Here is a 23327-nt window from a genome sequence, read left to right as displayed (position 1 = left end):
GCTCAGCCCAGCCGGGGCTGAATCGTCTCGATGAACACCTGCTGCTTCTGATCTGCCGTCAGGTGGCAGGCAGAGCCGCGGTCGGCCGGCAGCGTGGGCCTGTCGCCCTTGCACTTGCCGCCTTCCACCTTGTCGGTGAACGCACACCGGGGGTGGAAGGGGCAGCCGCTCGGCGGGTTCAGCAGCGACGGCGGCGAGCCGGGGATCGGCAGCAGCGGTTCGTCGACGTCCGAGTTGAGGCGCGGCATGGAGCCGAGCAGCCCCCAGGTGTAGGGGTGTTCGGGCGACTTGAGCACCTCGCGCACGGAGCCGCGCTCCACGGCCCGGCCCGCGTACATCACGAGCAGGTCGTCGGCCATGTTCGCCACGACGCCGAGGTCGTGGGTGATCATGATGATCGCGGAGCCGAACTCCTGCTGGAGGTCCTTGAGCAGGTCGAGGATCTGCGCCTGGACGGTCACGTCGAGCGCGGTGGTCGGCTCGTCGGCGATCAGCAGGTCGGGGTTGCAGACCAGGGACATGGCGATCATGGCGCGCTGGCGCATACCGCCGGAGAACTGGTGCGGGTAGTCGTCCACCCGCTGCTTGGGGTGGGGGATGCCCACCTTCTCCAGCATCTGGATGGCCCGGTCCCGGGCCTCCTGCTTGCTGGCCCCGGTGTGCTTGCGGAACGGCTCGGAGATCTGCCGGCCCACCGTGTAGTACGGGGACAGGGCGGTCAGCGAGTCCTGGAAGATCATCGCCATCTTGTTGCCGCGGAGCTTCTCGAGCTCGGGCTCGGTGGCGGTGATCAGTTCCTTGCCCTCGAGGAGGATCTCGCCCTCGACGTGGGTGCTCTTGCGGTTGTGCAGGCCGAGCACGGTCAGGTTCGTCACCGACTTGCCGGAGCCCGACTCGCCGACGATGCCGAGCGTCTTGCCGCGCTCGATGTCGAAGGAGAGCCCGTCCACAGCCTTGACGATGCCGTCCTCGGTGGAGAACTGCACCTTCAGGTCGCGTACCGAGAGGAACGCGTCGCCGCCGGTGGGGGCCGGGGCGTCCTCGGTCTTGGTGAGTGTGGTCACGGTCGTTCTCCTAGGACAGACGCACGCGCGGGTCGACGACGGCGTACAGAGCGTCCACGACGATGTTGCAGACGATGATGAAGGCGGCGCTGAGGATCATGACGCCCATGAGGACGGGGAGGTCCTTGCCGATGACCGAGTCACGGGCGAGACGGCCGATGCCGGCGAGGCCGAAGGTCAGCTCGGTGACCATGCCACCGCTGAGCAGACCGCCGATGTCCATGCCCAGGATGGTGATGATCGGGATGAGCGAGCCGCGCCAGGCGTAGCGGAAGAAGGCGTAACGAGCGCTCATGCCCTTGGCCTTGGCAGCTCGGACGTGCTCTTCCTGCAACTGCTCGATCATCGAGGAGCGGGCCATACGTGTGTAGTTGGCCGTGAAGATGGTCGCCATGACGATCCAGGGGATCAGCAGGCCCATGAACCAGCCCCACGGATTCTCGCTGATCGGCACGTACTTGGGCTTGTCCAGCCAGCCGGTGCTGAAGACCAGGAGGCCCATGACGACCGGGCCGATGAAGTAGATCTGGAACGAGCTGGTGACCAGCGAGGCGCCGCTGAAGGTCTTGTCGAGCCAGGTGCCGCGGAAGCGGGCGGCCATCAGGCCGGCGCCGAGACCGGCGAACAGGAAGACGACGAGGGAGCCGAAGGTGAGGGAGACCGTCAGCGGGAGACGGTCCAGCATGGTGTCCCACACCATCTGGTTGTTACGGAACGAGACGCCGAAGCAGGGTGCGGAGCAGTGGCCCACCGCGAAGTCGCGTCCGACGAAGATGCCGCTGAGGTAGTCCCAGTACTGCACGGGGACCGGCTTGTCGAGGCCGAGGTTCTTGTGAATGAGCGCCAGCGCATCCGGGGTGCAGTTCTTGCCACATGCGAGCGTCGCCGGGTCCTGTGGGATGGCGAAGTACATGAAGTACGTGAAGGCGCTGATCAGCAGGAGGATGAGTGCTGCGCCGAGCGTCCGGCGTATGAGAAATCGAAGCATGGCAATGAGCTGCTCTCAGGACGGCGGCGGTGGGAGGCCAGGAGGGAGCCGGCGACCCGGGGATGAGGGCACCGCCGCGCCCTCATCCCCGGGAACTGCCTTGTACTGACTACTTCTTGAGGTAGACCGCGGTCGGGTCGGTGTAGCTCGTCACCGTCGAGTACCGCAGGCCACCGACGTTGGAGCCGGCGATCTGGAACACCTTGGTGTAGTAGATCGGGGCAGCCGGGTTGATCTTGGTGCTGATGTACTGGGAGAGCTTCTCCCACTCCTTGGCAGCCTCGGCCGTGTCCGTGATCTTCTGGATGCGCGCGATCTCGTCGTTCACGTGCTTGTCGTTCGTGTGCGAGTAGTTCGACGCGCCGTCCTGGATCTGCGCACCGTCGAAGGACGGCGGGAAGACGGTGTTGCCGGACGCCCAGTCCTGACCCCAGCCGGTCATGTAGAGGTCAAAGCCGTTCTTGACCTTGCCCATCTGCTCGTACCAGGTCGCGGCGTCGACTTCCTTCTTCTGGATGTCGAGGCCGATGCGCTTCAGGTTGTTGATGATGAGGTTCGCCTGGGTGGTACGCACCGGGGTGTTGGCGTACGCGTAGACGAGCTTCTTGCCCTTGGCGCCGGCCTCGTCGATCAGCTTCTTCGCCGCGGCGATGTCACCGTTCGGCTTCTTGACCCGGTTGAACGGGTCGAAGGTCTTGTCGTAGCCCGGCGTGGTGGGCGACATCAGGCTGGTCGCGGGCTCGCCGCCGTAGGCACCGCCGTCGGCGCGGCCGGCCGCGGTGGCCGGCATCGCCAGGGCGATGGCGTCACGGATGCGCTTGTCCTTCACGCGGTCCATGTTGAAGTTCAGCTGCCACACGTACGGGGCGTAGCCCTGCACCGTGCGCTTCATGACCGCCTTGTCGGTGGTGATCTTCTGCAGCTGGGTGGCGTCGATCTGGCCGGTGAACATGATGGCGTTCTTGGCCTCGGCACGGTCGGCCAGGATCGTCTTGGTCTGCGTGGCCTTGTCCTGGTTGTAGTCGATGTTGAAGCCATCGACGTACTGGTGACGCATCGGGTCCGTCTTCGGGTCCCAGTTGGTGTTGCGGACCAGCTTCATGCTCTTGCCGGACTTGTAGTCCGAGATCTTGTACGGACCGGTCGCGACGGGCGCCTGGTCGTACTTCTCCTTGGTGTCCGTCTTCTCGGGGACGACCGAGTAGGCGGCCATCGCCATCGCCTGCGGAGTGTCCGTCTGCGGCTTCAGGAAGTGGAAGACGATCGTCTTGTCGTCCGGGGTCGCGATGACCGAGTCCGGCAGGTGCTTGCCCTTGTACGGACCGGCGTACGCCTTGCGGTACTTGGTGCCCGTGCCGGACAGCCACTGCTGGACGTAGGTCGGGCCGTCCGTCTCGAACGAGGCGTAGAGGCGCTCGAACGTGTGGCGGATGTCGCCGGAGGTGATGACGTTGCCGTTCTGGTCCTTCACGCCGTCCTTCAGCGTGTAGGTCCAGGTCTTGCCGCCGTCCGAGGACTTGCCCGCGTCGGTGGCGAGGTCGCCGACGACCGTCGAGTTGCCCTTGTCGTCCTCGACGTACGTGGTCAGGCCACGGTAGAGGAGCTTGGAGAGCAGACCGCCGTCGGAGACGTAGATCTGACCCGGGTCCAGGTGGGAGAAGTCCGTCTCCTGGTAGACCTGGACGGTGCCGCCCTTACGGGCGCCCGGGACCTCCTTGGCGGGGCCGACGGACTGCTGGGCGGTGCCCATGACGACCGGCTTGGCCTGCGCGAGGGCGTCCTTCTGGGACTTGCCCGCGGGCTTGTCGGAGCTCTTGCTGCCACTGCTGCAGCCGGTGAGTGCCAGCGCGCCGGCGGTCACCGCGACGACCGTTGCCTGCGCCGTGCGCGTACGAAGGATGCTCATGGAGTTAGATCCACCTGCCTGTGAGTAGTGATCCTTTGGTGCTGCCTGGCGCATCCGGTGTGGGCCGGCGCCCGGGTGGCAGCTCCCCCTCGGAGGTGCTGGGTTCAGCGGCCCGTCTTGGGATCGAACGCATCCCGGACGGAGTCCCCGAGGAGGTTGAACGCCACGAAGAAGACGACCATGGCGACACCCGGGAAGAACATGTAGGTCGGGTCCTGCTCGTAGATGTTCGCGCCGGTGGCGAACATCAGGCCCCAGTCGGGGGTCGGGTCCTGATACCCGACGCCGACGAAGGACAGGAAGGCGACCGAGAGGATGGTGCTGGGGAGCAGGTACGTGCCCTGCACGATGATCGGCGTGATCAGGTTGGGCAGCAGCTCCTTGCGGATGATCCGCCAGGGCGAGGCGCCCGCGACCTTCGCCGCCTCCACGAACTCGCGCTCACGCAGGGAGAGCGTGACGGCGCGCACCAGGCGGGACAGGCTCATCCAGGTGAGGAGCCACATCACGCCGAGGATGGCGAGGAAGCGGATGTAGACCGGGGTCTCCTCGTCGGGCGCCACGAACACCGTGACCACGACGGGCATCACCGCGACCATGAACAGCTGGCTGGGCAGGGCGAGCATGAAGTCGGTGAGCCGCCCGAGCCAGTAGTCGATCTTGCCGCCGAAGTACCCGGAGACGAGACCGATGAGCACGCCCACGATGACGATGCCGATCGTGGCGAGGAGCGCCGTGTAGAGCGACGTACGCATGCCGTAGAGCAGGTACGAGAACACGTCGCGGCCGTAGTTCGGGTCGATGCCGAACCAATGCTCGGGCGAGATACCGCCGTTGGGGCCGGCCGGCAGGTTGAACTCGTTGAGGAGTGTGGGGTCGTCCTGCCCGTAGAACGTGTACGGGTCCTTGCCGTACACCTTCGCGATGACCGGCGCGAGCGCGGCTATCAGGAAGAAGAACAGGACGATGAAGGCGGAGACGACGCCCGTCTTGTCCCGTTTGAAGCGACGCCACATCAGCTGTCCGGGGCTGCGCCCCTCGAGCTTCTTGGGCCCCTTCGCGTCAGCCTGCGGCGCGCTGTCCTTGTCCAAGGCGGAAGAGGTCTCGGCGCCCTCAATCTCGATTGGACTCGTCATGATTCGTCCATTTCACAGGTGTTGGAGGTCGTCGGCACACGGCGGGCTCCTCCCTGTGGGACGGAGCACCGGACCGACGGCCGTCGCACGGCGTACGCCACTCCAGCTGGATTGCCACCAGGGGGTACGACGACCTACGGGCGGTACACGGCAACCCAAGGCCGGATGCGCGCGGTTGAGCTACGACTGGGGTGAACTCACCCCGGGGGAACCTGACCCGACCGGGCAGGCCGAGCCGTCAGAGACTGTCGCGGCGCTTGAGCGCCGTGCCGACCACGGAGCTACTGCCCGCGAGTCCTGTACCTGCCATCGGGGACGACGCGACCCATATGGCGCTTGTGGCACCTCGCATGGGTTCCTCCTCATGAGTCCACTTTTGTTCACTACAAGTGGAGGCACATGCCACCTGACCGACACCCCTGACGGTGAGGATTGAAAGTGCCTCAGTGTGCTCGCGAGTCCGCGCTCCCCACAGCGCGTGACCCATTGACCCGAGCTCTACGCGCTCAACTATCTGGCATGAGAATCGGGCCGACCACAGTGTTTTGGTCTCGGTTCGATCACACCTGATGCGTACTTAGCCCAAAATCCGGACAAACTGATCCTAGATAGATCCCTGCGAAACGGACTCGTTACACATCTATCGGTCAATGGAGTCCGGATTCCGGACAGCAGCCCCTGAAAAACGAGTTGCACATCACGAGCCCTTGCGCAGGGCTGTGGGAAGACTCTCAGCGGGCGGATCAACGCGCGTGGATCGCGCGGGAACGCGTCCAGGATGCCACGAGGGTAGTGAAGTACCACCTGGTGCGGGCGACGATCCTGTAAAAACTCCTGCGCGGGCCTCCCGGCGCAGGACATACGACAAAGGCCCGGGCCCCCCGAAGGGGAGCCCGGGCCCAACCGTCTCGGGATCAGCCGTGCTTGGCGCGCGAGGCCGTGCGGCCGCGCTCCTTCTGGTCCAGGACGACCTTACGGATGCGGACGGCCTCCGGGGTCACCTCGACGCACTCGTCGTCGCGGCAGAACTCCAGGGACTGCTCCAGCGACAGCTTCCGCGGCGGGACGATCGCCTCGAAGGAGTCGGCGGAGGAGGAGCGCATGTTGGTGAGCTTCTTCTCCTTGGTGATGTTCACGTCCATGTCGTCGGCGCGCGAGTTCTCGCCGACGATCATGCCCTCGTACACCTCGGTGCCGGGGTCGGTGAACAGCACGCCGCGCTCCTGGAGGTTCGTCATCGCGAAGGCGGTGACGGCACCGGCGCGGTCGGCGACCAGCGAGCCGTTGTTACGGGTCGTCAGCGTGCCGAACCACGGCTCGTGGCCCTCGTGGATGGAGTGGGCGATACCCGTACCGCGGGTGTTCGTCAGGAACTCCGTGCGGAAGCCGATGAGGCCGCGGGACGGGACGACGAACTCCATGCGGACCCAGCCGGAGCCGTGGTTCGACATGTTGTCCATGCGGCCCTTGCGGACGCCCATGAGCTGCGTGACCGCGCCCATGTGCTCCTCGGGGACGTCGACCGTGAGGCGCTCGACCGGCTCGTGCGTCTTGCCGTCGACCTCGCGGGTGACGACCTGCGGCTTGCCGATGGTCAGCTCGAAGCCCTCGCGGCGCATCTGCTCGACCAGGATGGCGAGCGCGAGCTCACCGCGGCCCTGGACCTCCCAGGCGTCGGGACGCTCGGTGTCGAGGACGCGGAGCGAGACGTTACCGATCAGCTCACGGTCCAGGCGGTCCTTGACCTGGCGGGCGGTGACCTTGCGGTCCTTGACCGCCGACTTGGCCTGGGCGCCCTTGCCGGTGCCGCCACGGCCGACCAGCGGCGAGGTGTTCGTACCGATGACCATGGAGATGGCCGGCTCGTCCACCGTGATGAGCGGCAGCGCGACCGGGTTCTCCGGGTCGGCCAGGGTCTCGCCGATCATGATGTCGGGGATACCGGCGACGGCGCAGATGTCACCGGGGCCCGCGACCTCGGCGGGCTTGCGGGTGAGCGCCTCGGTCATCATCAGCTCGGTGATGCGGACGTTCGAGATCGTGCCGTCGCGCTTGATCCAGGCCACGGTCTGGCCCTTGCGCAGCTCGCCCTGCTCCACGCGGAGCAGCGCGATACGGCCGAGGAAGTTGTCGGCGTCCAGGTTGGTGACGTGCGCCTGGAGGGGGGCTTCCTCCTCGTACGTCGGGGCCGGGACGTGCTCCAGGATCGTGGAGAAGAACGGCTCCAGGCTGGTGGAGTCCGCCGGGACCGTGCCGTTCTCCGGCTTGGTCAGCGACGCGATGCCGTCACGGCCGCACGCGTAGACGATCGGGAACTCGATCTGGTCCTCGTCGGCGTCCAGGTCGAGGAAGAGGTCGTACGTCTCGTTGACGACCTCGTCGATGCGCGAGTCGGGGCGGTCCGTCTTGTTGATGCACAGGATGACGGGCAGGCGCTGCTGGAGGGCCTTGCGCAGCACGAAGCGGGTCTGCGGGAGCGGGCCCTCGGAGGCGTCCACGAGCAGGACCACGGCGTCGACCATCGACAGACCACGCTCGACCTCGCCACCGAAGTCGGCGTGGCCCGGGGTGTCGATGATGTTGATCGTGATGACGTCGCCGCCATCCTTCGGGTGGTACTTCACCGCCGTGTTCTTGGCCAGGATCGTGATGCCCTTCTCACGCTCCAGGTCATTCGAGTCCATCATGCGATCGTCGAGCGACTCGGCGGCGTGCGCGGCGAACGAGCCGGCCTGCTTGAGCATGGCGTCGACGATGGTCGTCTTGCCGTGGTCGACGTGAGCGACGATGGCGACGTTACGGATGTCGTGGCGCGTGGCCATATTGCGGCGTACTCCCGGAGTGAGTGGACGGCTGCGCGTACGTCTCTTCGTACACGCGCCCTGCCGGGCTGGACACGCCACGGCCTCACCCCATCGTACGTGGCTTCGGCCGGGGAGGCCTTCTGGGGCCATGGGGTCAAGGATGCACAGTGAGTGAACGTCGCGGAGAGGCGTGAGGGGCGCCCCTGAGAAACCGCAGGTCAGTGGTGCTACGAACCTTGCCCGCCGGAGGGACCGGCGGGCAAGGGACTTGAGCGAGATCTGAGCTGGGCGATCTTCGGGACGATCCTCCAGGGGCTCTCAGGGTCACTCAGGGTGCGATGTGCGTCACTTCTCGGACGGCTCCTCGGACGGCTTGTCGGGCGTTTTCCCGGCCGGGCCGGCGGAGGAGCTCGCGGACGCGCTCGCCCTGCCGGAGGCGTTCGGCTCGGCACCCGGCCGGGCACCCGCCTTGAGGAAGCCGATGTCCTCGTAGTCGGGCGCCTGGAAGCCGAAGGCCCCCGCGTTGGCGACGCTGCGACGGGCGGCCACCAGCTCCGGGCGCTGGTAGAGAGGAATCGATCCTGCTGCGGCCCAGATACGGGCGTCGGCCTGCTGGACCAGGGAGCGCTCCTCCCCCTCGTCGAGCTCACCGATCGCCTGGTCGAAGAGCTGGTCGATGTGGTCCGTACCGACCCGGGTGTAGTTCTGCTCGACCGTGAGCGAGCCGTCGGCCGCGGGCACCGGCTTGGCGTAGATCGGGCGGGCGTCGGTGGCCGGGAAGGCCGACGCGGGCCACGAGTAGAGCGCCAGGTCGTACTGCCCGGACGCGATGTGGTCCTTGAAGTAGCTGGCGTCGGCGACCTTCGACGTCTCCGTGCGGATGCCGATCTTCTCCAGCATCTGCGAGATCCGGTCGGCGACCGCGCGCAGCGAGTCCGAGCCGGGGCCCGACGGGAGCACGAAGCGCAGCGTCAGCGGCTTGCCGTCCTTGGCGAGCGGCCCGGCGGGGGCACCGGCGGGTGCGGCCGTCCCCTTCGGGGCGTACGCGCCCGGGACGCCGCCCTGGGCGGCCTCCTTCGCGAACCGGTCCGTGTGCTTCTTCTCCTTGTCGGCCTCGCGCAGCTTGCGCGCGTCGGCCTGGTGCAGGAGGGCGGCGTACCGGTGGGCGGCGGTGCGCTCGGGGTCGAGCAGCGGCGGCTGACGGTCGCCCGGCTTCTGGTCGCTCTCACCGACGATGTACGTGCCGTCGTCCGAGTCGGAGGCCGCACCCTTCTTGTCCTCCGTGCCCGCCTTGCTCTTCTTGCCCTCGCTGCCGGACTCGCTGCCGGACACGTTGCCGGCCGTCTTCGGCTTGGTGGTGGAGGTCTCCTTCTTCAGGGGACCGCCCGACACCCAGCCCGCGTCCGCGAGCAGCGCCCGGGCCTCGGTGGTGTCCTGGCTGCCGAGCGCACCACTGCTGTCGGCGTACGCCTGCTGCCCGGCGAGGGCGAGATGGCTGCCGACGGGGTCCGCGGGCAGGCCGAGCGGCTTGAGGACGACCTCGGCGAGCTTCTTGCGGTCGATCGCGCGGGCGACGGCGCGGCGCACCCGCTCGTCGGCCAGGGGCCCCTCGGAGCCGTTCAGCGCGAGCTGCGTGAAGGCGGGTTCGAGGGACTTGCGGAGGACGTAGCCCTCCAGGCGCGACTGCTCCTTCTTGTACTTGTCGCCGGCCTCGCGGTTCTTCGCGCGGACGTCGAGCTCCGCGTCGGCCGCGGCTTCGTCGTCTCCGTGCGCGACGGCCCAGGACCGCATCGACTGGGCGGGCGTCAGGGCGCCGGGACCGTGGGCGAGCGGGCCCGAGGTGCCCTTGTCGCGGTCGGCGAGGGAGATGCGGGAGGCCTCTTCCGGGTCGACGGCGGCGAGGTCGACCTTCCCCGCGACGAGCGCCTCGGCGCGGTCCTCGCGGGGCACGGCCCGCAGGACGAGCTGCTCCAGCTTGGCCTGGCGGCCCCACCAGCGCGGGTTGCGCACCAGCGTGATGTCCTTGGCGTCGCGGTCGATCCCCTTGATCGAGAAGGGGCCGGCGGTGACCTTGAGCTTGCTCCGGGCTCCCTCGTTGAAGGCGTCCGGGGTCCCCATGACGTCCTTGGGGTACAGCGGCGAGAACAGCGAGCGCCAGTCCGCGTACGGCTTCGCGAAGGTGACCCGCACCTCCAGGTTGTTCTTGCCGCGCTCGATCTTCTCGATGCGGTCGTAGCCCGCGTTGTGGGCCGTCCAGTAAGCGGAGTCCTTGCCGGACAGGGCGCGCCACTGGGCGGCGAAGTCGGCGGCGCCGATCTCGCGGCCGTCGCTCCACACGGCCTGCTGGTTGAGCTTGTACAGGACGACCTGCTTGGGCTCGCGCTCGACGACCTCGGCCTTCTCGAGGAAGTCCGCGTCGCGCACCGCCCTGCCCTGCTTGTCGAGCCGGAACATCGAGGGCAGCACGGCGCCGGCGACGCGCGACGTGCCCGCGTCGGCGTCGGCCTGGAAGGAGTTGAGGGTCCCCGGCAGGGCGTCGACCGCCCAGCGCAGGGTGCCGCCGTCGGCGATGTCGCCGCGGTCCGCGGGCGCGATGTCCTGGGGGGCGGCCGAACTGCTGGACTGTGCTTCGTCGTCGCCCGAGCTGCAGCCGGCCAGGGCGGTCACCGCGAGCGCCCCCGACACGAGGAACGCGGCCGAGCGCAGGACGGGACGCCGCGCGGGACGCCTGGCGGGGCGAGATGTGGCGCCGTCATGGGACATCACGGGTACCTCCGGGGCTAGCCCGGCCGCCCGCTTGCCAGGACCGGGCCGGGTTTGATCACGTTTGGCGGTATATGGAGCTGATCACATCTATCGCCCCACTGAAGGGGACGGGCCGAGCAGGCCGTCGGCGACACGGCGCTGGGGTGCCACAACCCCACTCGTGCGGCCCAATGACGGCCCCGTCGCGGACACGGGGAACTCTGCGGCACGCCCCCACAGCCCCGCACCCGCCGGCGAAACCCCACCACCCCGCCCCTGAGGCACCGCCTCCCGGAGGGGGCGCACGAAGCCCCGCACTCCAGCAATCCGCGCAGATCCCTTCACAAGGCGTGATGTGACGCGCGACACTCGCAGGCGCATGAGCATCTCCGCCGCACCAGCGGAAGCGAGGGCAAGTCATGTCCCTGAACGACGACTTGGCGGCAGCCGAGCGCTGCCTCGACGAGCTGTGCCGGACCGTGGGGCGCCTGGAGCGGCAGCTCGACGGCGGCCTCGACGTACGGCGCGTACGCACCGACGCCGACCATCTGCGCGAGAGCGTCGCGCTGCTGCGGGCGGCTGCCGCCGCTCCGCCGCCACCGCGCCGGCCCGAGCTCGTGCCCGTCCCCGACACCCCGTACGACAGCTCGCTCTGGACCGACTCGGACGACGAAGGACTCGGCGCCCGGGACCGGCACGCCCCCTGACCCTCTGAGCGGAGGCTTCGTTGGCCACCGGCACGGAACCCCATCCCCAAGCGGGCGCGCACGGCGTCCGGGGCAGGACGCGCGCCGCGATCGCGTCCGGGCACCTGCGCACCGATCGCTGGTGGCTGGCGCCCGCCAGTACCGCCGCGGGACTGCTCGCCTTCATCGTCTACTCGACGTGGCGGGCCTTCGCGAACACGGACTACTACCACGCGCCGTACGTCTCGCCCTTCTACTCCCCGTGCATCGCGGAGAACTGCAAGCCGATGCACGCGGGCCCCAACTGGGAGATATTCGGCAGCTGGTGGGGCCTGTCCCCCGCGCTGCTCATCCTGATCTTCCCGCTCGGCTTCCGGCTGACCTGCTACTACTACCGGAAGGCCTACTACCGCGGGTTCTGGGCGTCTCCGCCCGCCTGCGCGGTCGCCGAGCCGCACAAGAAGTACACGGGCGAGACCCGCTTCCCGCTGATCCTGCAGAACATCCACCGCTACTTCTTCTACGCGGCGATCCTCGTGGCGGGCATCCTCACGTACGACACCGTGCTCTCGTTCCGCGACGAGACCTACGCGTGGGGCCACATGGGTCTCGGCACGCTCGTCTTCCTCCTGAACATCACGCTGATCTGGGCGTACACCCTGTCCTGCCACTCGTGCCGGCACATCGTCGGCGGCAAGCTCAAGCACTTCTCCAAGCACCCGGTGCGCTACCGGATGTGGCAGTGGGTCGGAAAGCTGAACAACCGTCACATGCTGCTTGCCTGGGCCTCATTGATCAGCGTCGCGCTCGCCGACTTCTACGTGTTCCTGCTGTCGTCCGGCGCCTTCGACGATCCGCGCTTCTTCTAGATGGGGTGGCACTTCTGATGTCTCAAGTGGAGCGGCAGCAGTGGGACGTCGTCGTGGTGGGAGCGGGCGGTGCGGGCCTGCGCGCGGCGATCGAGGCGCGCGAGCGCGGCGCGCGTACGGCCGTGATCTGCAAGTCCCTCTTCGGCAAGGCGCACACCGTGATGGCCGAGGGCGGCATCGCCGCGGCCATGGGGAACGTGAACTCCGGCGACAGCTGGCAGGTCCACTTCCGTGACACGCTGCGCGGCGGCAAGTTCCTCAACCAGTGGCGGATGGCCGAGCTGCACGCGCGCGAAGCACCCGACCGCGTATGGGAGTTGGAGACCTGGGGCGCGCTGTTCGACCGCACGGAGGACGGCCGGATCTCGCAGCGCAACTTCGGAGGCCACGAGTACCCGCGCCTCGCGCACGTCGGCGACCGCACGGGCCTGGAGCTGATCCGCACGCTCCAGCAGAAGATCGTGGCGCTCCAGCAGGAGGACTTCAAGGAGTTCGGCGACTACGAGGCGCGCCTCAAGGTCTTCCAGGAGTGCACGGTCACCCGTGTGCTCAAGGCGGTGTCCGACAGCGGCTCCGCCGCGGGCGACCGCGTGTCCGGCGCGTTCTGCTACGAGCGCGAGAGCGGCCGCTTCTTCGTCCTGGAGGCGCCGAGCGTGGTGCTGGCGACGGGCGGGATCGGCAAGTCGTTCAAGGTGACGTCGAACTCGTGGGAGTACACGGGCGACGGTCACGCACTGGCGCTGCTCGCCGGGGCGCCGCTGCTGAACATGGAGTTCGTGCAGTTCCATCCGACGGGCATGGTCTGGCCGCCGTCGGTGAAGGGCATCCTCGTCACGGAGTCGGTGCGCGGCGACGGCGGGGTCCTGCGCAACTCCGAGGGCAAGCGGTTCATGTTCGACTACGTCCCCGACGTCTTCAAGGAGAAGTACGCCGAGTCGGAGGACGAGGGTGACCGCTGGTACGACGACCCGGACCACAACCGGCGCCCGCCCGAGCTGCTGCCCCGCGACGAGGTGGCGCGCGCCATCAACTCCGAGGTGAAGGCGGGCCGTGGCTCTCCGCACGGCGGCGTCTTCCTCGACGTCTCCACGCGCATGCCGGCCGAGCGCATCCGGCGCCGGCTGCCGTCGATGTACCACCAGTTCAAGGAGCTGGCGGACGTCGACATCACGGCCGAGCCGATGGAGGTCGGCCCGACCTGCCACTACGTGATGGGCGGCATCGCCGTCGACTCGGACACGGCGGCGGCGCGCGGCGTCCCCGGCCTGTTCGCGGCCGGCGAGGTGGCGGGCGGCATGCACGGCTCGAACCGCCTCGGCGGCAACTCGCTCTCCGACCTCCTCGTCTTCGGCCGCCGCGCCGGGCTGCACGCGGCCGAGTACGCGGCCGGGCTCGACGAGCGCCCGGCCATCGACGCGGACCAGGTCGACACGGCGGCGGCGGAGGCGCTGCGCCCGTTCTCCGCGGAGGGTCCCGCGGACGGGGGCGTCGCCGAGAACCCGTACACGCTCCACCAGGAGCTGCAGCAGGCGATGAACGACCTGGTCGGCATCATCCGCCGCGAGGAGGAGATGGCCGAGGCGCTCGACCGGCTCGCCGGGCTGCGGATGCGGGCGCGGCGGGCCGGGGTGGAGGGGCACCGCCAGTTCAACCCCGGCTGGCACCTCTCGCTCGACCTGCGCAACATGCTGCTCGTCAGCGAGTGCATCGCGCGGGCCGCCCTGGAGCGCACGGAGTCGCGCGGCGGCCACACCCGCGAGGACCACCCGACGATGGACCGCCGCTGGCGCCGCACGAACCTGCTCTGCCGCCTCGTCGATCCGACCGGCGGCCTGGCGGCCACCGACCCGGTCCGGGGCCAGATCGACCTCGTGCGCGACACCACCGAGCCCATCCGCCCGGACCTGCTCGCCCTCTTCGAGAAGGAAGAGCTGGTCAAGTACCTCGCCGAAGAGGAGCTGTACGAGTGAGTTCGTACGATGCGCGTTTCAGGGTCTGGCGCGGGGACGCCGAGGGCGGTGACCTGACGGACTTCTCCGTGGAGGTGAACGACGGCGAGGTCGTCCTCGACATCATCCACCGGATCCAGGCGACCCAGGCGTCCGACCTCGCGGTCCGGTGGAACTGCAAGGCGGGCAAGTGCGGTTCGTGCTCGGCGGAGATCAACGGCCGGCCCCGCCTGATGTGCATGACCCGCATGTCGGTCTTCGACCGCGAGGACGTCATCACGGTGACGCCGCTGCGCGCCTTCCCCGTGGTCCGCGACCTGGTCACGGACGTCGGCTTCAACTACGCGAAGGCCCGCGAGATCCCCGCGTTCGTCCCGCCGGCCGGCGTCGGCCCGGGCGAGTACCGCATGCAGCAGGAGGACGTGGACCGCTCGCAGGAGTTCCGTAAGTGCATCGAGTGCTTCCTGTGCCAGGACACGTGCCATGCGGTGCGCGACCACGAGGAGAACAAGGCGGCGTTCGCGGGCCCGCGCTTCCTGATGCGGGTCGCCGAGCTGGACATGCACCCCCTCGACGCGGCGTCGGACTCCGGCCTCGACCGCAAGCGCACCGCCCAGGAGGACCACGGCCTCGGCTACTGCAACATCACGAAGTGCTGTACGGAGGTCTGCCCGGAGGGCATCCACATCACGGACAACGCCCTGATCCCCTTGAAGGAACGAGCGGTGGACCGCAAGTACGACCCGGTGGTGTGGCTGGGGAACAAGATCCGGCGGAGGTCGTCCTCGTAGGGCCGAGCGGCGCTACGGAGTGCTCACCCGGCGCATCAGCGCGCCCATGTCGCCCGCCACGAGCGGCCGCAGCCGCTCCGGCGTGACGCGCCCGCCGGCCGGTACGGTGCTGACGCTCAGGGTGAACTCCGCGTCGCCGTCGAGGACGTGGACCGTCGCGGTCCGGCCATGGACGACCGTGTACGCCCGGTCGCCCAGGCCCTTCGCCGTACGCACCTCGGTCCGGCCCGGGATCCGCTCGGCGGCCGTCGTGCGCGCCGCGTCGAACTCCGCGCCGGGGTCCGTCCGCTTGTGCAGGACCACGGACGCCGTGAGGGTGGCGGCCCGCCCCGTGCCCTCCTTGCGTTCCAGCTCCCCCGAACAGTCCGCCGTGTCCACCGCATCGCTGCTGCTCCGCGTGGACTCCCAGCGCGATCCGCGGTCGAAGGCCGTGGCGAGGTGGGGCATCGCGAGGAGGGAACAGAGGCGGTCGCTCACCCGGTAACCCCTCAGGTCGGGGCCCTGCGCGCCGAACGCGTACAGTCCGGCGACCCAGACGGCGGACGCGGCGAGCGCGCCGACGAGCAGCGCGCCGAGGGGGCGCCGCCGGCGTGCGGCAGGCAGGCGCCCGGGGCGGTTCGCAGGGGCCGCGGGTCCGGACCCGACAAGCTCCGGTTCGCTGATCGCGCCGGCTGCGGCCCAGGGTCCGTTCTCCATGCCGGAAACCTATGTTGAGCAGCGGTTTTGCCGGAAGGTCCGGCGATAACAATGCGGATTCGGCACAACCGGATCGTGTCGATCCCGGTCGCGGTACCCCAGATCCGGTCATACGCTCCCAACTGTGACGCCGCCTTCGAGTCGCCCCCGTCCGGTACGGATAGCCGCGCGGTCGGCCGTGGCCGCCCTGCTCGCGCTCTGCTGGGCGCTTCTGCCCGCCGCGACCGCCCGTGCCGACGACCCCGTCACTCTGTCGAGAACCGGCCAGATCACCGACAAGGTGGACGCCCTCCGCGACCGTGAGACCGATGTCGCCTCGGCCCTCGACTCGCTCGACAGCGAGCACAACACTCAGCTCTTCGTGGTCTACGTACGCGACTTCTCCGGCCGCTCCGCCCAGAAGTGGGCCGACGACACGGCCGCCAAGAACGGCCTCGGCCTCAACGACGTGCTCCTCGCCGTCGCCACGCACGACCGGCAGTACGCCTACTCCGTCGACCAGGACTCCCAGCTCACCGACGCGCAGCTCAAGGACGTCGCGCAGACCGCGATCGAACCGGCGCTGCGCAGGAACGACTGGGCGGGCGCCGGGATCGGCGCGGCCGACGGCATCTCCGCCACGCTCGCGGGCCGTGCCGTCCCCGCCCCCACGATCACCCCGGGCCCGGCCGACCCCGGCGGCTCGGACACGGCTCCCAGCGCGGCCGACCTCGCTCTGCCCCTCATCGTGGTCGGCGGCGCGGGCGCCCTCGCGGCGTTCACGTACACTCGCCGCAAGAGGCGTACGCGTACGCGCACCACGCCCGGCGGCGGCTGGGGCGGGGGCGCGGGACCGAAGGTCACGCCGCTCCCCGAGCTGGACAGGCAGGCCAGGCAGCTGCTGGTGGAGAGCGACGACTCGATCCGCACGAGTACGGAGGAACTCGGCTTCGCCACCGCCCAGTTCGGTGACGAGGCCGTCAAGCCGTTCACCGAGGCGGTGGCGTACGCCCAGTCGGAGCTGACGACGGCCTTCCGGCTGCGCCAGCAGCTCGACGACGCGCACCCCGAGGACGACGCGACGAAGCGGCAGATGCTGGACGAGATCATCAGCCGCTGCACCGAGGCGGGGCGCAGGCTCGACGCCGAGGCCGCGGACTTCGACCGGCTGCGGGCCCTGGAGCGCACCGCGCCCGAGGCTCTCGCGCACGTGGAGGTCACCTCCCGTGACCTGGCGGCCCGCACGGCGACGGCCGAAGAGACGCTGACGGCGCTCGGCTCCCGCTATGCACCGTCGGCGCTGCTTCCCGTGGCGGGCCACATCGAGCAGGCCAAGGACCGGCTGGTGTTCGCCACGACGAACCTCGGTCAGGCGCGCAGCTGCGTCGACGGAGGCGACAACGGCAGGGCCGCGGTGTTCCTGCGGGCCGCCGAGTCGGCCGTCGACCAGACGGGCACCTTCGTGGACGCGGTCGACCGGCTCGGCCAGGAACTGGCCGAGGCCGCCGGGAAGCTGCCGGCCGCGCTCACCGAGTCCGACACCGACCTCGCGGACGCGCGCGGACTCCTCGAAGGCATGACCGAGGGCGCGTCCACGGCCGATCTGCGCGGGCGCATCGCGCGCGTGGAGACCGTCGCCGCGGGCGTGCGCAAGGAGATGGCCGCCGGCCCCTACGACCCGATCGACGCGCTGCGCCGCGTGGAGGAGGCCGATTCGGCGCTCGACGCGTCCCTGGCCGAGGCCCGCGAACGCGAGTCCGGCACCGCCCGCGCGCGCTCCCTGCTCGACCAGGCGGAACTCACGGCCCGCAGCAGCGTCGGCGCCGCGTCGGACTTCATCACCACGCATCGCGGGGCGGTGGGCAGCGAGGCCCGTACGCGCCTGGCCGAGGCACAGCGGCACCTGGAGTACGTACGGACGGCGGCACAGACGGATCCCGCCGCCGCCCTGGCCGGCGCCCAGCGGGCCGACGCGCTGGCCCGGCAGGCACAGCAGCTCGCCGAGCACGACGTGCGGTCCTTCGGGAATCCGTACGGCGGCGGGGGCGGGGGCGGGCGTGGCGGAGGGGGCATGGGCGGCGCGGTGCTCGGCGGGATCATCCTGGGCGAACTCCTGGGCGGGCGGTCCGGCGGAGGGTTCGGCGGGCGGTCCGGCGGGGGCGGCGGCTTCGGGGGCGGGTTCGGCGGCGGCGGTCCGGGGAGTTTCGGCGGGGGCGGGACCCGTGGCCGCAGGGGCGGCGGCGGACGGTTCTGACCTGGCGGCACCCACCCAGTTCCTCACGTATCTCCCTCGTACAAGGAGCACCTCTCATGACCAAGCAGACCGTTCTCGGCCGCGTCGCCCAGCTGGCGAAGGCGAACATCAACGCCCTCCTGGACGGCGCCGAGGACCCGCAGAAGATGCTCGACCAGCTGATCCGCGACTACTCGAACAACATCGCCGAGGCCGAGCAGGCCGTCGCGGCGACCATCGGCAATCTGCGGATGATGGAGCAGGACCACAAAGAGGACGTCGAGGCGGCCGCCGAGTGGGGCGGCAAGGCGCTCGCCGCGAGCAAGAAGGCCGACGAACTGCGGGCGGCGGGCAGTGCCGCGGAGGCCGACAAGTTCGACAACCTCGCCAAGGTGGCGCTCGGTCGGCAGCTGAGTTCCGAGAAGGCGGCGAAGGACGTCGAGCCGACGATCGCCGCGCAGAGCGAGGTCGTCGGAAAGCTGAAGTCCGGCCTCGACCAGATGAAGACGAAGCTGGTCGAACTCCAGTCGAAGCGGGACCAGTTGGTGGCGCGCGCGAAGACGGCGCAGGCCCAGAACCAGATGATGGACGCAGCCGAGAACATCAACGTCCTCGACCCGACGAGCGAGCTGAGCCGCTTCGAGGAGAAGGTGCGCCGCGAGGAGGCCAGGGCGCTGGGCAAGCAGGAGCTCGCCGACTCCTCGCTCGACGCGCAGTTCGAGCAGCTGGAGGGCCTCGGCGACACCGCCGAGATCGAAGCGCGCCTGGCGGCGCTCAAGACGTCCGCGTAGAGCCGGGGAGGCGGCGCGCCCGGTCAGTACAGGCTGAGCAGCGCCTCCGTCGGGTCCACGGCCGCCGAATCGCCGTCCGGCAGCGGGAGTTCGAACCAGACGGTCTTGCCGCGCGGCGTCCTGCGCGAGCCCCAGGAGGCGCTGAGCAGGCCCACGAGTTGAAGCCCGCGGCCGCCCTCGTCCGTGTCGCGCGCGCGGCGGCGGCGCGGCTGGACGAGGCCCGCGTCCCACACCTCGCACACGAGGGTGCGGTCGAGCAGGAGGCGCAGCCTGATCTCGCCCTCGCCGTACCGCAGGGCGTTGGTGACCAGCTCACTGACCAGCAGTTCCGTCGTGTCGACGAGCGGCTCCAGGTCCCATTGGGTCAGCTGGGCGCGGGTGAATTCGCGGGCGCGGCCCACCGAGCGCGGCTCGCGCGGCAGCGTCCAGTCGCCCACGGCGTCGGCCGGCAGGCCCTGCACGCGGGCCATCAGCAGCGCGATGTCGTCCTCGCCGTGATGGGTGTCGAGCGTGGTCAGCACGTGGTCGCAGACGTCCTCGAGCGCGGGCGAGGGATCGTCCAGGGCGCTGCGGAACGCGGAGAGGCCCTCGTCGAGGGGGTGGTCGCGGGACTCGACGAGCCCGTCGGTGTAGAGGGCGAGGAGCGAGCCCTCGGGCAGTTCGACCTCCACCTCCTCGAAGGGCTCCCCGCCGACGCCGAGCGGCATGCCCGGGGGTACGTCGAGCATGAGCGCCCCTTCGCCGGGCTCGACCAGGACGGGCGGCAGATGGCCCGCGTTGGCGAAGGTGCAGCGCCGGGTCACGGCGTCGTAGACCGCGTACACGCAGGTGGCGAGGTAGACCTCGGAGAGGTCGGCGTCGCCGGTCCTGCGGGCGGCGCGGGTGGCCTGCTGGACACCGCCGCCGGGGCCGGGGGCCGGGGACGACGGGCTGCCGGGAGCGCCGAGGCCGCGGGCGATCTCGTCGAGCGCGGAGAGGACCTCCGCGGGTTCGAGGTCGAGGAGGGCCAGGGTCCGTACGGCGGTGCGCAGTTCGCCCATGGCGACGGCGGCGCGCAGGCCGCGGCCCATGACGTCGCCGACGACGAGCGCGGTTCTGTGCCCCGGCAGCTCGATGACGTCGAACCAGTCGCCGCCGACCTCCGTGGCCGCGTTGCCCGGCAGGTAACGGCAGGCGATGTCGAGGCCGGACGCCTCGGGGTCGTCCGGCGGGAGCAGCGACCGCTGGAGTATCAGGGCGCGCTCGTGCTCGCGCCGGTAGAGGCGGGCGTTGTCGATGCAGACGGCGGCGCGCGCGGCGAGTTCGACGGCGAGGGCGCGGTCGCGGTCGTTGAAGGGCTCGCTGCCCTTCGTACGGGCGAAGCGCGCGAGGCCGACGACGGTGTCGTGGGCGACCATCGGCACGGCCAGCGTGGACTGGATGAGGCCGCCGGACGCGGCGGGGACGAACTGGGGGCGGGCGGTGCGCAGGGCGTCCGCGCAGGGCGAGTTGAAGGAGTAGCGGTGGACGGCCCCGACCTCGACGACCCCGTCGCCTCCGGACGCTTCGAGGTACGGCACGTCGGCGACGGCGCTCGCGGCGGCGACCCTGCGCAGCTCGGCGCTGCCGTCGGCGAGGCTGCGGCTGTTGAGCGCCGACTCGTCGCCGGCGAGGAGCCCTTGGTAGAGGTCGACGGAGGCGAGGTCGCAGAAGCCGGGGACGACGACGTCGAGGAGCTCGCGGGCGGTGGTCTCCAGGTCGAGCGAGTTGCCTATGCGGGCGCCCGCTTCGTTGAGGAGGGCGAGGTTGCGGCGGGCGTGCGCGGCCTCGCGGGCGGCGGCGTGCCGCCGGGTGACGTCGGTGGCGAGCCCGGCGACGCCGATGGGCCGGCCGCTGCCGCTGTGCACGCGGTAGAGGTTGATCGACCAGTGGCGGCGCTCGGCGGAGTCGGGCGCGGGCCCGACGAGCTGCATGTCAGTGACGGACTCGCCGCTCTCCAGGACGCGGCGCAGCGCGGCCTGGACGCGATCGGCCTCGCCGCGGGGCAGGTAGTCGTGGACGGTGCGGCCGCGGTGGTCGTCGGCCCGGCCGCCGAAGACGGCGGCGAAGGGCCGGTTGGCCCGCTGCACCTTCAGGTCGGTGCCGAACAGCAGGAAACCGAAAGGAGATTGGCCGAAAATGGCCTCCGACGCGGCGAGGTCCGTCTCGATGCGGCGCAGGGCGCGGACGTCGACGACGATGCAGACGGCGGCGCGCTCGCCGGACTCCGTCTCGGTCGGCATCACATAGACCTCGGCTATCCCCTCCGTATACGGAGCGGGGCCGTGCTGACCGGGGATGTGCTGACCGGGGACGCGCGGATCGCGCTCACCGGAGGCCGATCCGTCCGTCTCCGCCGCCCGGTCCCTGGGCATCCGGAAGGGGACGACGCCGGTCCACTCACGGCCGTCGAGGATCTCCGCCATCTTGCGGTGGCCGCGCTCGCGCAGTTCCGTGGAGACGAAGGCCTCGATGGGGTCCTTGCCCACGGCTTCCTGCGCACTGACGCCGAAGAGCTGCGCCGCGCGCCGGCTCCACTGGTCGATCAGCCCGTCGGGGCCGATGGAGAAGGAGGCGACCTTGATGTAGTCGTACATGGAGCCGGGCGGACTGCTCTGCCATGTCTCGGCCCGGAGCGGGCCTGCCGCATCGCGCGCGGCCGTCCCGCCCGAGGTGTCCTCGGACGACGTGGCCTTCGCTGGTATCTCGCTCACGCGAACCGTCCCCTCCAGCTCACCGCGTCCGGCACCGGTCACCGGGGCGGCTGCCCGCAGTATCCAGCACTACGGAGCCGCGCAACACGGTGTTCACGATCACACCACGGTCCCGACGCTTTTTGGCCCGTCCCGACGTAACAGGACGACAACCAGATCCGCGGCTGTCCTGTGATTCTTCCTGGCCGGCCCCTTCGCCGATCAGCATGCTCCCTGTCTCCTAACCAGGGAGGGTTCCTCCTAACCGGCGCGACGCCACCGGTTCCGGCCGCAGGTTCAGGCCACCCGTGACGGCCGCGGTCAGTACCGGCCGGGCAGCGACAGTTCGAACCAGACCGTCTTGCCCGCGTCACCGGGCCGCGTCCCCCACCGCCGCGCCGCCCCCGCGACCAGCTGGAGCCCCCGCCCGCTCTCCTCTTCCGGCCCCGCGACCCGCTCCAGCGGCGGATCCGGAAGGGGATCGGAGACCTCCACCCGCAGGGTGTGGGCCGGCTCGGCCGACCGCAGGAGACGTACACCGATGGGGCCCGAAGCGTGCCGGAGTGCGTTGGTGACCAGCTCGCTGACGAGTAGTTCGGTGACATCGCCGAGCGAATCGAGGTCCCAGACACCGAGCTGACCGCGGACGGCGGCACGAGCGGAACGGACTGTGCCCGGTTCGTCGGGGAAGACCCACTGGGCGCACTCCCCGTCGCCGTCGGTGTCGAACACGCCGATCACTTCCCAGGCAGCAGTAGAACCCCGTCCACCCCTTCGGATCTCGTCCGATTTCGTAGGGTTAATCGGCATATACCCGGGTGACTGTGAGAGCTACCGTCTCACACGAACACTCCGCGAAGGGCGGCACGAACGGAGCACTTCGGACGGTACGACGGGTGACACAACCGGCAGCACGAGGGCGGCAGCCGACGGCACGACGGCGGCAGCCCGCAGTCGGCGTCACGGCGATGGCGGCTTGCGGCACACAACCGGCAGCACGGCGATGGTGGCTTGCCGCACACAACCTGCAGCACGACGGCGGCAGCCCGCGTGACGGCGATGGCGACTTGCGGCACGCAGCCGACAGCACGGCGATAGCGGCTTGCGGCACACAACCAGCAGCACGGCGATAGCGACTAGCCGCACACAACCAGCAGCACGGCGATAGCGACTAGCCGCACACAACCAGCAGCACGGCGATAGCGGCTAGCCGCACACAACCTGCAGCACGACGGCGGCAGCCCGCGGCACGACGACCGGTAGCGCGGACAGGGCTGCCGGGGGACGGATCACGGCCGTTGCGCCGCGAGCACCGCCTTCACCGCCGGCACGTCCTGGTCGAGCCAGTCCACGGACCAGATCTCGTCGGGGCCGAGCCAGCGCAGCTCGTCGTGGTCTTCCAGGGGGCGCGGGCTGCCGGACAGCAGACGCGCGGTCCACACCCGCAGCACGTATCCGGGCTTCAGGGGCCACTCCCCCGGGACGCGCGCCACGAGCTCGGCGCCGATCCCGAGTTCCTCGCGCAACTCCCGTACGAGAGCCCGCGTCGGGTCCTCGCCGGGTTCGACCTTGCCGCCGGGGAGTTCCCAGCGGCCCGCGAGCTCGGGGGGCGCACTGCGTCGCGCGGCGAGCAGACGCCCGCTCTCCTGGAGGGCCGCCGCGACGACGACGGTCGGTTCAGTCATGTCCCGGAGCCTACGGCCGCGGGCCGGGACGTCAGCGCGCGGTGCCGTTCTGCGCCTGGCCGAGGCGCTCGACCCAGTAGAGCTGCTTGTGGCCGCGGTCGTCGAGACTGTCGGCGATCTTCTGGGCTTCGGCCCTGGTCGCGTACCTGCCGACGCGATAGCGGTTTCCGTTGTCGTCCTGGCGTATGACGAGCCACACAAGCGTGGTCGTGCCCTCGTTCATCGCGCCCCTCCACTCCCCGACCCCGGCTCGCACAGCGCCCCGCTTTCTGAGGAAACCCCACTCCGCATATG

Annotated in this window: 17 protein-coding genes; 6 read left to right on the top strand and 11 right to left on the bottom strand. The window is 70.0% G+C overall.

Annotated features, from left to right (window positions below):
- Window positions 1–2 precede the first annotated feature (2 nt).
- The 6 genes from LGI35_RS28285 to LGI35_RS28260 form a co-directional block, all read right to left on the bottom strand.
- A complete protein-coding gene (locus LGI35_RS28285) occupies window positions 3–1064 on the bottom strand; it encodes an ABC transporter ATP-binding protein (RefSeq protein WP_227297058.1) in 1062 nt (353 codons plus the stop codon).
- A 10-nt stretch (window positions 1065–1074) separates the two neighbouring features.
- On the bottom strand, window positions 1075–2052 hold the full coding sequence (locus tag LGI35_RS28280; RefSeq protein ID WP_227297057.1) for an ABC transporter permease: 978 nt from the start codon (window positions 2050–2052) through the stop codon (window positions 1075–1077).
- A 109-nt stretch (window positions 2053–2161) separates the two neighbouring features.
- Window positions 2162–3958 carry an ABC transporter substrate-binding protein gene (locus LGI35_RS28275; protein ID WP_116510366.1) on the bottom strand — a complete coding sequence of 599 codons (1797 nt, stop codon included), beginning with the start codon at window positions 3956–3958 and terminating at the stop codon, window positions 2162–2164.
- A 104-nt stretch (window positions 3959–4062) separates the two neighbouring features.
- Window positions 4063–5094: an ABC transporter permease gene (locus LGI35_RS28270; protein ID WP_116510368.1), complete on the bottom strand. Its 1032-nt coding sequence runs from the start codon at window positions 5092–5094 to the stop codon at window positions 4063–4065.
- 914 nt (window positions 5095–6008) lie between these two features.
- Window positions 6009–7916 (bottom strand): translational GTPase TypA, encoded by a 1908-nt coding sequence (gene typA / locus LGI35_RS28265; protein WP_227297056.1) that lies wholly within the window; start codon window positions 7914–7916, stop codon window positions 6009–6011.
- Between the two features lie 327 nt (window positions 7917–8243).
- A complete protein-coding gene (locus tag LGI35_RS28260; RefSeq protein ID WP_227297055.1) occupies window positions 8244–10661 on the bottom strand; it encodes an ABC transporter family substrate-binding protein in 2418 nt (805 codons plus the stop codon).
- Window positions 10662–11062: 401 nt separating this feature from the next.
- On the opposite strand from LGI35_RS28260, the gene LGI35_RS28255 reads away from it, so the two are divergent.
- From LGI35_RS28255 to LGI35_RS28240, 4 genes are read left to right on the top strand one after another with little or no spacing between them, the layout of a single operon-like run.
- Window positions 11063–11350: a hypothetical protein gene (locus LGI35_RS28255; RefSeq protein WP_227297054.1), complete on the top strand. Its 288-nt coding sequence runs from the start codon at window positions 11063–11065 to the stop codon at window positions 11348–11350.
- Window positions 11351–11370: 20 nt separating this feature from the next.
- Window positions 11371–12198 (top strand): hypothetical protein, encoded by an 828-nt coding sequence (locus LGI35_RS28250; RefSeq protein WP_227297053.1) that lies wholly within the window; start codon window positions 11371–11373, stop codon window positions 12196–12198.
- Between the two features lie 17 nt (window positions 12199–12215).
- Window positions 12216–14168 carry a fumarate reductase/succinate dehydrogenase flavoprotein subunit gene (locus tag LGI35_RS28245; protein WP_227297052.1) on the top strand — a complete coding sequence of 651 codons (1953 nt, stop codon included), beginning with the start codon at window positions 12216–12218 and terminating at the stop codon, window positions 14166–14168.
- Window positions 14165–14938, top strand: coding sequence for a succinate dehydrogenase/fumarate reductase iron-sulfur subunit (locus tag LGI35_RS28240; RefSeq protein ID WP_116510382.1), 774 nt, complete (start codon window positions 14165–14167; stop codon window positions 14936–14938). Before LGI35_RS28245 ends, LGI35_RS28240 begins: the two co-directional genes overlap by 4 nt.
- Window positions 14939–14950: 12 nt before the next feature.
- Here the strand turns inward: LGI35_RS28240 and LGI35_RS28235 are convergent, their stop codons facing one another.
- Window positions 14951–15634, bottom strand: a complete 684-nt coding sequence (locus tag LGI35_RS28235; protein ID WP_227297051.1) for a hypothetical protein — start codon at window positions 15632–15634, stop codon at window positions 14951–14953.
- Between the two features lie 124 nt (window positions 15635–15758).
- On the opposite strand from LGI35_RS28235, the gene LGI35_RS28230 reads away from it, so the two are divergent.
- Together LGI35_RS28230 and LGI35_RS28225 are read left to right on the top strand one after the other, a co-directional pair.
- The gene (locus LGI35_RS28230; protein WP_227297050.1) at window positions 15759–17867 is read left to right on the top strand and encodes a TPM domain-containing protein; all 2109 of its coding nucleotides are present in this window, start codon (window positions 15759–15761) and stop codon (window positions 17865–17867) included.
- A gap of 56 nt (window positions 17868–17923) precedes the next feature.
- A complete protein-coding gene (locus LGI35_RS28225) occupies window positions 17924–18637 on the top strand; it encodes a PspA/IM30 family protein (RefSeq protein ID WP_227297049.1) in 714 nt (237 codons plus the stop codon).
- Between the two features lie 23 nt (window positions 18638–18660).
- Here the strand turns inward: LGI35_RS28225 and LGI35_RS28220 are convergent, their stop codons facing one another.
- From LGI35_RS28220 to LGI35_RS28205, 4 genes are all read right to left on the bottom strand, one after another.
- Complete coding sequence (locus LGI35_RS28220) at window positions 18661–21369, bottom strand: SpoIIE family protein phosphatase (protein WP_227297048.1); 2709 nt, start codon at window positions 21367–21369, stop codon at window positions 18661–18663.
- A gap of 300 nt (window positions 21370–21669) precedes the next feature.
- A complete protein-coding gene (locus tag LGI35_RS28215) occupies window positions 21670–22158 on the bottom strand; it encodes an ATP-binding protein (protein ID WP_227297047.1) in 489 nt (162 codons plus the stop codon).
- A 479-nt stretch (window positions 22159–22637) separates the two neighbouring features.
- Complete coding sequence (locus LGI35_RS28210) at window positions 22638–23033, bottom strand: (deoxy)nucleoside triphosphate pyrophosphohydrolase (RefSeq protein WP_227297046.1); 396 nt, start codon at window positions 23031–23033, stop codon at window positions 22638–22640.
- 31 nt (window positions 23034–23064) lie between these two features.
- The gene (locus tag LGI35_RS28205) at window positions 23065–23256 is read right to left on the bottom strand and encodes an SPOR domain-containing protein (protein WP_116510396.1); all 192 of its coding nucleotides are present in this window, start codon (window positions 23254–23256) and stop codon (window positions 23065–23067) included.
- Window positions 23257–23327 lie beyond the last annotated feature (71 nt).

The sequence above is a fragment of the Streptomyces longhuiensis genome (assembly GCF_020616555.1).
In the GTDB taxonomy this organism is placed as follows: Bacteria; Actinomycetota; Actinomycetes; order Streptomycetales; family Streptomycetaceae; genus Streptomyces; species Streptomyces longhuiensis.
The sequence above is the reverse complement of the archived record's forward strand: the minus strand, read 5'-3'. Positions and strand labels throughout refer to the sequence as shown.